Below are 14,472 nucleotides of genomic sequence, written 5' to 3'. Positions count from 1 at the left end.
AACACTAGAGTAAAGTTTTTATGGCTTCAAGCACCGCTTCAACTAGCGATACACATAAAGTTGGCTTTGTCAGTTTAGGTTGCCCTAAGGCATTAGTTGATTCCGAGCGTATTCTCACGCAATTAAGGGGTGAGGGGTATGACTTAGTTCCTAGCTATGAAGATGCTGATTTAGTAGTAGTAAATACCTGTGGTTTTATTGATGCTGCCAAGGCTGAGTCCTTGGATGCTATAGGTGAAGCAATTAATGAGAATGGCCGCGTAATCGTTACTGGCTGCATGGGTGTAGACGAAGCTTTAATTCGTGATTTGCACCCGCAGGTGTTGGCTGTAACTGGCCCGCAGCAATATGAGCAAGTAGTGAAGGCAGTGCATCAGCATTTGCCACCCAAAGTAGATCATAATCCTTACCTAGATTTATTGCCGCCTCAGGGTATTAAGCTAACACCACGGCACTATTCTTATTTAAAGATTTCTGAAGGCTGCAACCATCGATGCAGCTTCTGCATTATCCCTTCATTAAGGGGCGATTTAGTTTCTCGTCCTATAGGTGAGGTTTTAGGTGAAGCTGAACGCTTGGTTAATGCTGGTGTACAAGAGCTGTTGGTTGTTTCTCAGGATACCAGTGCTTATGGCTTAGATTTAAAGTACCGCACAGGTTTTTGGCAGGGACGACCAATTAAAACACGCATGAAAGAACTTTGTGAAGAGCTAGGCCAGTTAGGTAGCTGGGTAAGAATGCACTATGTTTACCCTTATCCGCACGTGGATGACATTATGCCGTTAATGGCTGAGAATAAAATTCTTCCTTATTTAGATATTCCTTTTCAGCACGCTCACCCAGATGTATTGCGCGCCATGAAGCGCCCAGCGGCCAGTGAAAAAACCTTGCAACGCATTCAATCTTGGCGAGAGACTTGTCCAGATTTAACACTCCGGTCTACTTTTATTGTTGGCTTCCCTGGTGAAACAGAAGCACAGTTTGAATACCTGCTCGACTTTCTTGATGAAGCACAGCTAGACAGGGTGGGCTGCTTTACCTATTCACCTGTTGAAGGTGCTACGGCAAATCAACTAGCTAACCCAGTTCCTGAAGAAGTTAAAGAAGAGCGTTTAGCACGTTTTATGGAAAAGCAGGCACAAATAAGTGCAGCAAAACTGCAACAAAAAATAGGCAAGACCTTAGAGGTTTTAGTTGATGAAGTGGGTGATGATGGTGCCGCAGCACGTACTCAAGCCGATGCTCCAGAAATTGACGGGCAAATTTTCTTACTTGGTGCTTCTCACCTTAAGCCAGGACAGCGCTTACAGGTAGAAGTTACCGAAGCAGATGAGCATGACCTATGGGGTCGGCCGGTAGATAAGTAAGAACTTTTTGATACAGTAGTCTATGTACTGCTGTATCGCTTCTTTACTGGGTATTTCACCTGTCATTATAAACTTAGGACGAAAGTAAGCATTCAGCGCACCTTGGAAAAATAAAGCAGCTTGTTCTGGATCATCTACTACTAGGTTGCCTGCTTGATTTTGTAAGGTTAAGAAGTCAACCAAAAGTAGGCGGTCTTTTTCTAACCCAGCTTTGAAGAACATTTCACCAAGGTTAGGGAAGCGAATGGCTTCAGAAATCATCATTCGGAACATAGCGGTATTCTCCGGTGAGACTAAGTCCGCTAGCTTACTTTGCGCATACTTTTTTAATACTTCTTCAACGTTTTCGCTTGTAATATCACTTGAACGCATGGTGGCGTTGTCGTGGTAATCACATTTTTGATCAACAACGGCAATAAATAGTGCATCTTTATTGCCAAAATAGTTATAAAGCGTTTGCTTAGCCACACCTGCCTTGCTTGAAATGGTTTCCATGCTGGTGTTTTGGTAGCCATTCTCTAAAAATGCTTCAGAGGCAGCATCTATAATGGTTTGTCGCTTATCGCTTTTAACTGCTGGCTGTTCTGTCGTTTTAATGCTATTCACTAAAATTTACCGCACTTGTAACCTATGGAAGTTAGACTGAGTATAACAAAATAACCTTGTTGCACATAATGGCTTGTTAAGAGCAAGTGAATTTTGCTCCGATTGACTAGAAAATTTTTTAAGGAGTTTGCCTTGCCTAGTAGCTTACTAGAGACTTTCAGCTGGCTAGATTGGTTAGCTATTGGCTGCTTTTTTATTTGTTGGACTTGGTATTACTATTACTGCCGCTTACGCTTACGGACTAAGCGCTGCTTAGCTGCAACCATGCATGGTTATCGCTATGACTGGATGAAGCGGATGGTCGATAGAGAAGTGCGAATTGCTGATGCTACCATTATGACTCACCTAGAGCGCAATGGTGCGTTTTTTGCTTCTAGCTCTTTGTTAATTTTAGCTGCCTTGTTTAGCCTATTAGGTGCTGCTGAAAAAGCACTCACTATTGTTAATGAGCTGCCTTTTACTAGGGTATTACCTAGTCAGTTAGGAATAGAAATAAAACTGCTTCTACTGATTGGTATTTTTATCTACGCATTTTTTACCTTTACTTGGTCTATGCGCCAATACAATTTTTGCGCCATTCTGATTGCTAGTGCACCGCTGCCTAGCGAAAAGGATATTACGCCAGGTGCGAGAAATGCTTTTGCTGTGCAGGCTGCAAATGTAATCGACCTAGCTGCCAACCAGTTTAATTATGGCCTAAGAGCTTACTATTTTGGTTTGGCTTTATTGGGCTGGTTTTTGCATCCGCTGGTTTTAATTTTTTCCACGGTGGCTGTTGTAGGTATTTTGTATCGCCGTGAATTTCATTCCAAAACCCTTAAGGCTTTAGCAGCAGGGCGTGATCTTAATGTTAGTTTTCGAGGCATCTTGCAAGACATAGAGCCTAGTGCCACAGCCAAACCTAGCTTGTCGCCCGCACGAGACACTACACCGACGAATACAAATCATTAGTATAGCTGGCCTTAACTTTCTAGCTTAAGGCTTTTACTTTATGACTGGCAGCACCCAACTCTTAGGCCGTTTATTAATTTTTTTCCTAGTGTTTTTCTTAACTGGCTGCCAGCTATTGCCAACCAATGAAGAAAAGCAGGTGTTGGTTACCACTAAAGAATTACAGGCTTCCAGCCAAGCCTTGCAAGCTAACTTCCAACAAGCATTAGCCGCTTTAGAAGAACGGCAGTTAACCAACCAAAAACAGCAGGCTAAAGAACTACAGCAGTTAAGAACACTGGTTAAAAACTTTCAGCAAGAAAACTTAAAGCTTCAACAGCAACATTCCTCTCAAATACAACAGCTAGGCAAATTATTAGAGCCAAGTTTCTCTACTACCCCTCTGACCGAAGTTGTTCAGGAAGATGGCAAAATGCTCTTGGGTCAGCATGAGTGGGTTTATTTTCCTGCTCAAAAACTTGTTTTACCGGCGCGAATTGATTCAGGTGCCAATACCTCTTCTTTACATGCTATTAACTTGCAGCAGTTTGAACGCGATGGCAAAACTTGGGTTAGGTTTGAAACCCATTTCCAGCCAGAAAAAGATCAACCAGCATCTAAAGTAGAAGTGGAAGCTCAAATGATTCGCAAGGTAACTGTTACCCAGGCTAGCGGCTCAGAAACACGTCCTGTGGTTTCTTTACCCATACAATTAGGTAATTTAACTCAAACAGTTGAATTCACTTTGACTGATAGAGGCAACCTAACTTTTCCTGTGCTTCTGGGGCGACGTTTCTTTATGGATATTGCTGTAATCGATGTTAGCAAAGCCTATGTACAAGGTAAGCCTGAAGAGTCATCACTATGAAGCAGGGGCGCTCTACTTTACTTTGGACTGCACTACTACTTGTTTTACTGGGTGGTATGCACACCGCTTGGCGGCATTTTGTACACCAAGTGCCGCTTTTACCCGGTAGCCAGCAAACCTATTGGGATTTAGAAGCCCGTGTTGAAATGGAAGCAGAAGGTGCGCCTGTTAAGGTGCGCTTAGCCATACCCCAAAGTCAGCCGGGCTTTTTAATGCGCTCTGAACACACCGCTTCACCGGGCTTTGGTGTTAGCTTTGTAGAAGGCGATCAACGCTTTGCTGAGTGGAGTATTCGTAGTGCGACAGGCACACAATGGCTGTATTACCGTGCCCAATTTCAGTTTGATCCTAAGCGTCATATTCCAGCGGTAGACCATGCGCCAGAGTTAATGCCAAGCACCTGGTCGCTACCCTTGAAAGCAGCGGCAGCACAAATTCTACGCCGTTCATGGCAAGAGTCAGCCGATCCTTTTAGTTTAGCTAAAGCACTGGCTGAGCGTATTAGTAATGAAAACAATCAAAATGGACGGTTATTATTAAGTGAAATGACGGCTTCTGAAGCCATGGTTAATCTTTTAAATGATGCCAAAATTCCAGCAAGAGTCCTTTATGGTGTAAAGCTTGAAGATGGTCGCCGCCGCCAAGCTTTACAACAGCTAGTACAAGTGTTTAGTGGTCAAAATTGGCAACTTTTTGATGTAAATTCTGCAATAAGCTTAGATATAACGGGCAATAACTACCTGTTATGGCAGCAGCAAGCGGGGCCTATTTTAGAAGTTGAAGGAGCGCACGAATCTAAAGTCACTTTTTCTATGCTGACTACCCATGAGCCTGCCAGCAGTAGTGTTAATGCGCTAGCCGTTAAAGATGCTTTATTAAGCCTTTCCATTCATAGCCTGCCTATTTCTGAACAAGCCTTGTTCAAAACCCTCTTGTTACTGCCTTTAGGTGCTTTGGTTGTGGTGCTTTTAAGGGTGTTTGTGGGTTTAAAAACGTCAGGTACTTTTATGCCACTGCTAATTGCTTTGGCCTTTTTAGAAATGTCTTTATCCGCTGGCTTAATTACCTTTTTAATACTTGTCAGCGCAGGCTTAGTACTTCGGCAACTTTTGGCGCATTTAAACTTGTTATTAGTTGCCCGTGTAGCGGCAGTGATTGTTTGTGTAATTGGCATGATTGCCTTGTTTGCGGTTATTTCCTTTCATACAGGAATCACGACTGGCATGAAAGTAACCCTTTTCCCAATGATTATTTTAGCTTGGACTATTGAGCGCATGTCGATTCTTTGGGAAGAGGAGGGTCCCTTAGAAGTGGTTAAGCAGGGTGGCGGTAGTTTGATTACTGCAACGGTTGCTTTTTTATTGATGGATATTTATGAAGTGCGTTATTGGATGTTCAACTTTTTAGGGCTACAGCTAGTGGTTCTGGCACTTATTTTAATAGTAGGCAGTTATACCGGTTATCGCCTGCTAGAACTTTGGCGCTTTAGCCCTTTAGCTAACCAACCCAAGGGCGGGGAGTAGACCATGCTGCGTTGGCTAAAAAACAATTTTGTTAGCCCTAGCCAGTTACGTCAGTTAGGTGTGCTTGGGTTAAATGAACGTAATCTTGCCTGCATTAGCGCCCATAATCCTCGCTCTAGTTTTCCTTCCGTTGATGATAAATTACTAACCAAACTCTTAGCTCAGGATTACCAAATTGCAACACCTGCCTTGCTGGGTACTATTCGTCATCAAGCTGAAATAGCCAAGTTTGAAGATTACCTACCTAAGCAGGGTGGCTTTGTTATCAAACCTGCTAAAGGAAGTGGTGGTAAAGGTATTTTAGTTATTCAGTTTGCCAGTGGTGATAAATACCTAAAAGCTTCAGGGGAGTGGATTTCACGGCAAGCCGTAGAGCGGCATTTATCCAACCTTATTTCAGGGCTTTATAGCCTAGGGGGTCACCCAGATGCCGCCATTATTGAAAGCCTGATTCATAGTGCTAAAGAGTTTGCTGATTTTACTTTTGAAGGCGTGCCGGATATACGGGTAATTATTTATCATGGTTATCCCATTATGGCGATGATGCGTCTTTCTACACGTGCTTCCGATGGTAAAGCCAACCTTCACCAAGGCGCGTTAGGTGTAGGTATTGATTTAACCCTAGGTACAGCGATTCAAGCAGTACAAGATGATCGCCCAGTGTTTGTGCACCCAGATACGGGCAGTGTGTTACAAAAACTACGTATTCAAAACTGGCAGTACCTCCTTGAATTAGCCGCAGGTTGTTATGATATGACTGGTTTAGGCTACCTAGGTGCCGATTTAGTGGTTGATGCTGAACTGGGGCCTTTGTTGTTAGAGCTGAATGCCCGCCCTGGTTTAGCCATTCAAATGGCTAATGGCGCTGGCTTAAAACCTAGACTAGAAGCAATTGATCAACATAGGGCGCAACTAAGAGGCCCAGCAGAGGTGAGTGAAGTCAGAGTAAAGGTGGCACAGCAACTATTTGCTAGGCAAGTTTGTTCTGTTAGCCCGCTCAACGTAGAATAAGCTCACACTGTTTAAAGAAGCTAATAGAATGAGTCAGGTACCAGATGAGTTAATGGCAAAAGCAGATGCCTTTTGCCAGCGTGAGGGGTTAAGATTAACGCCTACTCGCCGCCGCGTTTTGGAACTAATTGTCCAAAGTCCAGGAGGCGCTAAAGCTTACGACCTCCTAGATAGGCTAGCCCTAGAGAACTCCTCAGCTAGACCACCCACCGTTTACCGTGCCATCGATTTTTTACTCAGCAATGGTCTAATTCATCGTATAGAATCATTAAATGCTTATGTTCGTTGCACCTGTCCAGAGCATGTTCAAGCCTACCAACTGCTTATTTGTGAAGTCTGTGGTTATGTGCAAGAGCTACACGAAGATTTAATTGACCAGCGCCTAGATGCCGCCGCCGCTAAACAAGGCTTTAGTGTTGAGAAAAAAACCATAGAAGTGCATGGCAGGTGTCAAGACTGCCAACCAGACAAACACCTTAGGGAGCCAGCCCATGTATGATTTACTTATTTTAAACGCCACCCTAGTTAATGAAGGTCATTTAACTAAAGCTGATGTTGCTGTGTCTGATCAGCGTATTGCTGCTATAGCGCCCGATTTATCTTCAGCACCTGCTAAGCAAGTGATAGACGCAACTGGTTTACACCTTTTACCAGGCATGATAGACGACCAAGTGCATTTTCGTGAGCCAGGTTTAACTCATAAAGGCGATATAGCAACAGAATCAGCGGCAGCAGTGGCTGGCGGTATTACTACCTACATGGAAATGCCCAATGTAGACCCGCTAACCATTAATGCGCAGGCTTTGGAAGATAAGTACCAACGTGCAGCAGGCCGTTCACGCGCTAACTTTGCTTTTTATCTAGGCGCAAGTAATGACAACCTAGAAGAAATTAAAAACCTAGACCCGCAAGCGGCTTGTGGTGTTAAAATTTTCATGGGTGCTTCAACCGGCAATATGCTGGTAGACAACCCAGAAACCTTAGAAGCCATTTTTGAACATGCGCCCATTTTAGTAGCAACCCATTGTGAAGACACGCCCATGATTACTGCTAACGAAGAAGCGGCGCGTGAAAAATACGGTGATGAGGTTCCTTTTAGTGAACACCCTTATATTCGTTCTGAAGCGGCCTGCTGGAAATCTTCATCCTATGCAGTAGAGCTGGCTAAAAAACACAATACTCGCCTGCATGTATTACACATAACCACAGCTAAAGAGTTGGAATTATTTGAGCCAGGCGCTTTAAAAGGTAAACGTATTACAGCAGAAGCCTGTGTACACCACCTTTGGTTTAGTGAAGAAGATTATGAACGCTTGGGTGCACAAATTAAATGTAACCCCGCCGTTAAGCGTAAAGAAGACCGCGATGCCATTTTACAAGCCATAACAGAAGGTCGTATTGATGTTATCGCTACCGACCACGCACCCCATACTTGGGAAGAAAAACAACGCAGCTACTTTAAAGCACCAGCTGGTTTACCTTTAGTGCAACATGCTTTACCTAGCTTGTTTGATCATTACCATGCAGGGCGCTTATCGCTACAAACCTTGGTACAAAAGGCTTGCCATAACCCAGCCGAAGCTTTTCAAGTAAAAGACCGAGGCTATTTGCGTGAAGGTTATTTTGCCGACTTGGTTTTAGTTGATTTACAAGCCACCACCACCGTAACTAAAGAATCCATTCTTTATAAATGTGGCTGGTCACCCTTTGAAGGCCATACCTTCAATAGCCGTATTGTTACTACTCTGGTTAATGGTGGTTTTGCTTGGCATGAGGGTGAGTTAGGTCAAAGTATCCATGGTCAGCGTCTTACTTTTAACCGTTAATTAAGGCTAGCTAATGGCATCAAATAATCAGTTTTGGCTCGATTTAGAAACAGCGCCTGTTGGCTCACAACGTAACATTTCTAAAATAGTTGATCGCTTAGTATTCAATGAGCAAGGCTTAATCACCGCCATAGCTCAGCAGTTCGATACCCAAGAGGTATTGATGCTGGCTTGGATGAATAAAGAGTCTTTATTGATTTCGCTTGAAGAAGGACGAGCCTGCTATTGGTCCCGTTCACGCCAAAAACTATGGCGCAAGGGCGAATCTTCTGGTCAGGTTCAGTGGCTAAAAGGGCTGCGGGTAGATTGTGACGGTGATGCTTTGTTGCTAGAAGTCGATCAGCAAGGCCCAGCCTGCCACACAGGTCGTAAAAGCTGTTTCTACTTAGGCCTAAAAGGTGAGCAATTAGAAGTGCTTACTGCGCCAGAAGTTGACCCTGCTAGCCTGTATAAATAGCTTTAAAGCCAGCTATGCCAGAAAAACAGCTAATAACTCAGCCAAAACCTAAGCCTAAGACGCTAATAGATTGGCTGTTAACACCATTAAAATTACTGGCTTGGTTGCTTAAAAAGCTCTTGATAGGATTATTTCGCTTCTATCAATTATTTATTAGCCCACTTAAACCCCCTAGCTGCCGTTTTTATCCCACCTGTTCTAGCTATGCGATAGAGGCCGTACAAACTCACGGCCCTTTTAAAGGTTTTTGGCTAGCTATTAAACGCTTAGGTAAATGCCACCCCTTGCATGAAGGTGGTGTAGATATGGTACCTGAAAAATCGTTAAAAAAATAAAGCAAGCCCCAAAGCTAGACCTTTAATTGAATTTGGCTGAACATCGCCATTGCTATATCTTTGAATTTACTGCTTTTAAAAAATTGACGTGAGTCATATTTTTAACTAAACAATACTAGTAAGGTGCTTATAAGTAGAAGTCATCAGCATTAAGTATAGACCAAGCACTAGTGAGCAGGCTTGTCACTAAGGCTAGAAGGAGTAGACCTATGCAGCAAGTGAATCGCCGAAATTTTTTAAAAGGTTTAGGTGTGGTAAGTGCCGGAGCTGGTGTTTTAAGTAGCAGTAACACTTGGGCACTTAATCGCTTAGAACCCATCGGAGACACCTTAAAAGCAGACTACCCCTATCGCGGTTGGGAAGACCTTTATCGCAACGAGTGGTCTTGGGATAAAGTAGGAAAAGCTGCTCACTGTATTAACTGCATGGGTAACTGTGCTTGGAATATCTTCACCAAAGATGGGATAGTGCTGCGTGAAGAGCAAATAGCACAATACCCACAAATTAATGTCAAAGTGCCCGATGCTAATCCTCGCGGTTGCCAAAAAGGTGCTATTCACTCTACCGCCATGTACGAAGCTGACCGTATCCGCTACCCACTTAAGCGTACAGGTGAAAGAGGTGCAGGTAAGTGGCAACGGATTTCATGGGATCAGGCGACTGAAGAAATTGCCGATAAAATCATTGATATCTTTGTTAAATACGGTCCAGGTAAGCTTAAAACCCACCAAGGCTCAGGCAACCAAACTATGGTGCGCCAGTCGGCACCTAACCGTTTTGCCTCCCTAGTTGGCGGTATTCAACTAGATGGCTTTACTGTAGTAGGTGACTTAAATACTGGTGCGCACCTTGCTTATGGCAACCCTTTAGAAAGCTTCACTTCTGATGCTTGGTTTGATGCCGATTACATCATGCTGGGTATGATTAACCCTAATGCCACACGTATACCCGATGCTCATTACATTTGGGAAGCTAAATACAACGGCGCACGCATTACCAGTACAGCGCCTGATTACAACCCTAGTTCTATTCATACCGACCTCTGGATGCCTATTAACCAAGGTTCTGATCCCTTCTTAGCCATGGCATTTGTTAACGTCATTATTGAAGAAAAGTTATTCAAACCTGACTTTATGAAAGAACAGACCGACTTACCCATGTTGGTGAGGGTTGATAACGGCAAGCTGTTGCGTGAAGCTGATCTAGTTAAAGGTGGCTCTGATGAGGTTTTTTACCATTGGGATTTAAACACCAAGCAGGCAGTGCAAGCTAAAGGTTCTATGGGTGCTGAGGATAAAACTTTAAGGCTAGGCAAGGTTGACCCTGCTATTGAGGGAACCTTTAGAGTAGAAGGCATTAAAGTCACCACAGTTTTCGAAAAAGTTAAGCTAGAAGCTGCCAAATACACACCAGAAAAAACTTTTAAAGATACTAATATTCATCCAGATGTCGTGCGCCAAGAAGTGCGTCACCTAGCGGCAGCTAAAAAAGCCATCATCATGCTAGGCTACATTACTTCTAGTTATTCCAACTGCCTTTATACTGGTTGGGGTTATGCACTAGCTTTAGCTTTAACTGGTCATGGTGGACGTACTGGTGGCTTAGATACTTCTTGGGTAGTTTGGAATCACCCGCGCTGGAGTGAACTAGCAAACTTTGAAGGTAAAAAATCAGCCCGTTATGAAGCTGGTGGCCTAGGTGAATTTTTACGTGGCGGCATGATGGAAGGTGCACGCAAACATTTTAATAACGCTAAGCTTAAAAAGCGCGTTGGCTTCGATCTCGATGAAATGGAAGAGATGATGAACGAGTCAATAGAAGAGGGCTGGATGCCCTATTATGGCGAAATTAAAGGCATGATTTCCATTGCTGACAATACTTTCCGTCGTAACAAAATGTCAGATAAATACCGTGAAGAGCATTTGCGCCAAGCTGAAGAGCTGTATGTGAATATTAATGTGCGTATGGACTCTACTGCCGAATGGGCTGACTATGTGCTACCCGCCGCTAGTCACTATGAGGCCTGGGATATACGAACCCAAGGCTACCATCGTTTTGCTAATGTTTTTACCCGCTCAGTAGAGCCTGTAGGGGACTCCAAACCTGACTGGGACATTATGGCGCTTTTGACTAAAAAAATTCAGGAGCGTGCGCTAGCCCGTGGTATTGGGCCTATTCAAGATGGTGAGGTTACTCGTGACCTGCACACTATTCACGATGACTTTACTCGTCAAGGAGCCCTGAACACTGATTATGATGTATTTAAATACATTATTGAAAACTCACCTGAATTTGGCGGTGTCAGCGTAGAAGAAGCCTCTGAACGTGGCTTTATAGTTATGAATGAGCAGGCTGGTTTAAATCAACCACTTAAGCCTGATCAACCCTATAACCCCTTTACCGCACAAACTGACGATAAAAAACCCTATGAAACCTTAACGGGTCGTATCACCTTCTATTGTGACCACCCAAGGTTTGTTAAGTTAAAGTCTACAGTACCCACTGCACGTCAACATGCAGGACCCGAAGCTTCAGACTACCCGTTAAACTTCTATTCACCTCATGCACGTTGGGGCATTCACTCTAACTGGCGTTCTAATAAGTTTATGCTGCGGTTGCAGCGTGGTGAACCTAATATTTATATCAATCCCCAGTTAGCAGAGCAGCGTGGGATTAAAGACGGTGACACAGTACGCTTGTTTAATGGCAATGGTGAGTTTTTTGCCCAGGCCAAGTTTTATCCTAGCATTCCAGTAAACTCCATCATGATGGAGCACGGCTGGGAGCCGCATCAGTACATTCAACGTAAAAACATGAATATTTCGAATGCTATTTTTCTACAACCACTCGAACTAGTTGGTGGCTGGGGTCATCTTAAATTTATCTATGCAAAATGGAATGCTAACCAGCATATCCATGAAAGCTGCTACGACATCGAACTAGCCAAAGATAAAGACATTAACGAACCAAGAGCCGTGTAAGGGGAGAAAATTATGACTGTTAAACGTCAACTAAGCATGGTTCTAGATTTAAACAAATGCATAGGCTGCCAAACCTGTACAACGGCTTGTAAACTTATGTGGACTAACCGAAATGGCCGCGAGTTTATGTATTGGAATAATGTTGAAACTCAACCAGGCTTAGGTTACCCACGTGATTACCAAAACATGGGGGGTGGATTTGATGCCGGTGGTGGTCTTAAGCTAGGCAAGCAGCCAAGCAAGGAAGATTACGGTATTCCATGGGAGTACAACTATACCGATGCCCTAATGACCGGTACTGATCCTTGGATGCGTCCCAATGTTAAACCCACTTGGGGCGCTAACTGGGACGAAGACGAAGGGGAGGGTGATTACCCAAACAGCTACTACTTTTACCTACCAAGGCTTTGTAACCACTGTGCTAACCCTGCTTGTTTGGCGGCTTGTTCACGTAACGCTATCTACAAGCGTCAAGAAGACGGTATCGTACTAGTTGATCAAGAGCGCTGCCGTGGTTACCGCTATTGTGTTAATGCTTGTCCCTATAAAAAAGTTTACTTTAACGAAAAAATCTCCAAATCTGAAAAATGTATTTTCTGTTACCCACGTGTTGAAAAAGGCCTACCGCCTGCTTGTGCACGTCAATGTGTTGGTCGTATCCGTTGGGTTGGCTACCTTGATGATGTCGAAGGTCCTATTCATACCCTAGTAAATAAATACAAGGTTGCCTTGCCCTTACACCCTGAATGGGGCACTCAACCTAACGTATTTTATATTCCACCCACCTCACCACCTAAGTATGGCAAAAATGGTGAAGTGCTTGATGAATCAAGAATTCCGCTGGAATACCTAGAAAGCTTATTTGGCCCTAAAGTAAAAGAAGCGCTAGCTACAGTAGAAAAGGAGCGCCAAGCCAAAGCAGAGGGCAAAGAAAGCGAGTTAATGGATACCTTGATCGGTTTTGTACATTCCGAAATGTTTAAGCTCAGCTAAATTAAGGCGCTAAAACTATGGTAAGCCAACAACCTTTAGCCAGGGTCAATACGCCTGAACGTGCGTTAGCCTGTGCTTCAATTTACCAACTAGCAGCGGTTGCACTGGGGCATCCCCTACCTGAGTTTCAGGATGCCTTAGTTGAAGGAAGATTTTATGAAACCTTTAACAAGGCCTGGTATAGCGTTACGGGTCGTGAGTGGCCAAAAAGTCCTGTAAGCAAAGATTTTGCAACCCTAGAAGCTGGTTATATTGCTGCTTTTACACATGGTAAACGCGGTAAACCTAATATCAATCTTTTAGCTGGTGACTATGGGAGTTTACTAGAAGGTTTGTCTCGATCCATTTACATGCTGAATCTTCAGGCTTTTTATAAAAACTTTGGCTTGAAGGCAGCAACTACTGACGAAGGTCGCAACGAAGAACCAGACCATTTAGTAACTATGTTGGAGTGTATGGTAGTGCTACATCACCTTGAAGCACAAGCCCTTAAGCGTGGCATAGACCCTAAGGCTTATCGACTTGCCCAGCGTGATTTTTTACAAGCCTACCTAGTGCCCTTGTTTGAAACCATTAATCAAAAGCTGACATCACAAACCAACTTAGAACTAGATGCAACTTTAGTACGCTTGATCGAAGACCTTCCACTTTGGTTACGCCAACAGCTAAGTGAGTTAGAAACCCTAGTAGGTCTTAGTGCTGCTAAATTAGCGGATAAGGTTGAACGTCCTGCAAGCTTGGCACAGAACCTTTGGAATTAAGGAGTTGACTATGACGGCAACGAAAAGCACTTTAATCAAAAAGATAACCACCTTAGGCATTTTGCTCACGCTTACCGCTAGTTCTTTTATCTTGAATGCAGCAACGCAAAGCGAACCTGACCCTACCATTAAAGAAGTTTTTACAGGTGAAACAGTAAAAGTTTCTCGTTTACCTGAAAATATTTATTTAAGAGATCCTAATGACCCAGATGATATTATTTGGGATCGTATCCCCACTTATCGTATTGCCGTAAATGCTGCACCACCAGTTCATAGCTCTACTTTACTTAGGTTTAACCCAGCCCAAAATGGTCAGGTTTATTTTCAGCTAGCACGTACAGCAGATCGCTTTTATGTGCGTATGCGCTGGAAAGATGCAACCGATAATAGTGCAAAAACAGTTGATGCCTTCAGTGATAGTGCAGCTATTCAGTTTGCACTTAAAGGTGAAAACACCTCCTATATGATGGGCACTGGGCCAGACATGCCTGTTAATATTTGGTTTTGGACTGCCAGCGATACAGACGTGCAAAACTTAGCTGCCGGTGGTTTTGGTAGTACGACCCATCTTCCTGAGCAAACAGTGACAGGCAAAGCAACCTACAAGGTTGATAAAAATCCACAAAATAATCAACGTCGCTTAGTTATGTCTCGTGAAATAAAAACCAAGGGAAAACACCAAATTGCTTTAAAGAAAGGTATAGTTCCTATCGCTTTTGCGCTATGGCAAGGTGAAGATGAACAGCGTGACGGCAATAAAATGGTGACCTTGGGTTGGGTTTTGATGGACTTAGCGGCTAAATAATTGTCGCTT

The 14,472-nt window shown here is 43.6% G+C and carries 14 protein-coding genes; 13 read left to right on the top strand and 1 reads right to left on the bottom strand.

The genetic code is table 11. The annotated features are described in order from the left end of the window. Window positions 1-20: 20 nt before the first annotated feature. On the top strand, window positions 21-1,367 hold the full coding sequence (rimO, locus tag H571_RS0106475) for a 30S ribosomal protein S12 methylthiotransferase RimO (RefSeq protein WP_027848596.1): 1,347 nt from the start codon (window positions 21-23) through the stop codon (window positions 1,365-1,367). Here the strand turns inward: rimO and H571_RS14465 are convergent. Beyond that, on the bottom strand, window positions 1,341-1,973 hold the full coding sequence (locus H571_RS14465; RefSeq protein WP_051168190.1) for a TetR/AcrR family transcriptional regulator: 633 nt from the start codon (window positions 1,971-1,973) through the stop codon (window positions 1,341-1,343). The genes rimO and H571_RS14465 overlap by 27 nt on opposite strands. Window positions 1,974-2,105: 132 nt before the next feature. On the opposite strand from H571_RS14465, the gene H571_RS14460 reads away from it, so the two are divergent. From H571_RS14460 to H571_RS0106410, 12 genes are all read left to right on the top strand, one after another. Continuing rightward, on the top strand, window positions 2,106-2,924 hold the full coding sequence (locus tag H571_RS14460; RefSeq protein ID WP_084482713.1) for a DUF599 domain-containing protein: 819 nt from the start codon (window positions 2,106-2,108) through the stop codon (window positions 2,922-2,924). A 40-nt stretch (window positions 2,925-2,964) separates the two neighbouring features. After that, the gene (locus H571_RS0106460; protein WP_027848595.1) at window positions 2,965-3,771 is read left to right on the top strand and encodes an ATP-dependent zinc protease family protein; all 807 of its coding nucleotides are present in this window, start codon (window positions 2,965-2,967) and stop codon (window positions 3,769-3,771) included. After that, complete coding sequence (locus H571_RS0106455; protein ID WP_027848594.1) at window positions 3,768-5,294, top strand: UUP1 family membrane protein; 1,527 nt, start codon at window positions 3,768-3,770, stop codon at window positions 5,292-5,294. Before H571_RS0106460 ends, H571_RS0106455 begins: the two co-directional genes overlap by 4 nt. Before the next feature lie 6 nt (window positions 5,295-5,300). Further along, entirely contained in the window at window positions 5,301-6,305 is a 1,005-nt protein-coding gene (locus H571_RS0106450; protein WP_027848593.1) for an alpha-L-glutamate ligase-like protein, read from the top strand. Window positions 6,306-6,333: 28 nt separating this feature from the next. Further along, window positions 6,334-6,804: a transcriptional repressor gene (locus H571_RS0106445; RefSeq protein ID WP_027848592.1), complete on the top strand. Its 471-nt coding sequence runs from the start codon at window positions 6,334-6,336 to the stop codon at window positions 6,802-6,804. Then, window positions 6,797-8,131: a dihydroorotase gene (locus H571_RS0106440; protein ID WP_027848591.1), complete on the top strand. Its 1,335-nt coding sequence runs from the start codon at window positions 6,797-6,799 to the stop codon at window positions 8,129-8,131. The genes H571_RS0106445 and H571_RS0106440 overlap by 8 nt, the downstream gene beginning before the upstream one ends. 13 nt (window positions 8,132-8,144) lie before the next feature. Beyond that, window positions 8,145-8,588, top strand: coding sequence for a phosphoribosyl-AMP cyclohydrolase (hisI, locus tag H571_RS0106435; RefSeq protein ID WP_027848590.1), 444 nt, complete (start codon window positions 8,145-8,147; stop codon window positions 8,586-8,588). Window positions 8,589-8,602: 14 nt separating this feature from the next. Continuing rightward, the gene (gene yidD / locus H571_RS0106430) at window positions 8,603-8,923 is read left to right on the top strand and encodes a membrane protein insertion efficiency factor YidD (RefSeq protein ID WP_084482711.1); all 321 of its coding nucleotides are present in this window, start codon (window positions 8,603-8,605) and stop codon (window positions 8,921-8,923) included. Window positions 8,924-9,132: 209 nt separating this feature from the next. Next, window positions 9,133-11,904 (top strand): chlorate reductase subunit alpha, encoded by a 2,772-nt coding sequence (gene clrA / locus H571_RS0106425; RefSeq protein WP_027848588.1) that lies wholly within the window; start codon window positions 9,133-9,135, stop codon window positions 11,902-11,904. 12 nt (window positions 11,905-11,916) lie between these two features. After that, window positions 11,917-12,897 carry a chlorate reductase subunit beta gene (gene clrB / locus H571_RS0106420; protein ID WP_027848587.1) on the top strand — a complete coding sequence of 327 codons (981 nt, stop codon included), beginning with the start codon at window positions 11,917-11,919 and terminating at the stop codon, window positions 12,895-12,897. 17 nt (window positions 12,898-12,914) lie between these two features. Further along, window positions 12,915-13,658, top strand: coding sequence for a molecular chaperone TorD family protein (locus H571_RS14455; RefSeq protein ID WP_051168189.1), 744 nt, complete (start codon window positions 12,915-12,917; stop codon window positions 13,656-13,658). A 10-nt stretch (window positions 13,659-13,668) separates the two neighbouring features. Further along, window positions 13,669-14,463, top strand: a complete 795-nt coding sequence (locus H571_RS0106410) for an ethylbenzene dehydrogenase-related protein (protein WP_036217796.1) — start codon at window positions 13,669-13,671, stop codon at window positions 14,461-14,463. The last annotated feature ends 9 nt before the right edge of the window (window positions 14,464-14,472 follow it).

Source organism: Marinospirillum minutulum DSM 6287 (assembly GCF_000422325.1).
GTDB classification, from domain to species: Bacteria; Pseudomonadota; Gammaproteobacteria; order Pseudomonadales; family Halomonadaceae; genus Marinospirillum; species Marinospirillum minutulum.
This window is presented reverse-complemented; position numbering and strand designations above follow the sequence as displayed.

What these genes read in the sequence shown, in the direction of transcription:
- rimO (WP_027848596.1), top strand. Translation starts at nt 21, where the DNA reads ATGGCTTCAAGCACCGCTTCAACTAGCGATACACATAAAGTTGGCTTT.
- H571_RS0106460 (WP_027848595.1), top strand. Translation starts at nt 2,965, where the DNA reads ATGACTGGCAGCACCCAACTCTTAGGCCGTTTATTAATTTTTTTCCTA.
- H571_RS0106455 (WP_027848594.1), top strand. Translation starts at nt 3,768, where the DNA reads ATGAAGCAGGGGCGCTCTACTTTACTTTGGACTGCACTACTACTTGTT.
- H571_RS0106445 (WP_027848592.1), top strand. Translation starts at nt 6,334, where the DNA reads ATGAGTCAGGTACCAGATGAGTTAATGGCAAAAGCAGATGCCTTTTGC.
- H571_RS0106440 (WP_027848591.1), top strand. Translation starts at nt 6,797, where the DNA reads ATGTATGATTTACTTATTTTAAACGCCACCCTAGTTAATGAAGGTCAT.
- hisI (WP_027848590.1), top strand. Translation starts at nt 8,145, where the DNA reads ATGGCATCAAATAATCAGTTTTGGCTCGATTTAGAAACAGCGCCTGTT.
- yidD (WP_084482711.1), top strand. Translation starts at nt 8,603, where the DNA reads ATGCCAGAAAAACAGCTAATAACTCAGCCAAAACCTAAGCCTAAGACG.
- clrA (WP_027848588.1), top strand. Translation starts at nt 9,133, where the DNA reads ATGCAGCAAGTGAATCGCCGAAATTTTTTAAAAGGTTTAGGTGTGGTA.
- clrB (WP_027848587.1), top strand. Translation starts at nt 11,917, where the DNA reads ATGACTGTTAAACGTCAACTAAGCATGGTTCTAGATTTAAACAAATGC.
- H571_RS14455 (WP_051168189.1), top strand. Translation starts at nt 12,915, where the DNA reads ATGGTAAGCCAACAACCTTTAGCCAGGGTCAATACGCCTGAACGTGCG.
- H571_RS0106410 (WP_036217796.1), top strand. Translation starts at nt 13,669, where the DNA reads ATGACGGCAACGAAAAGCACTTTAATCAAAAAGATAACCACCTTAGGC.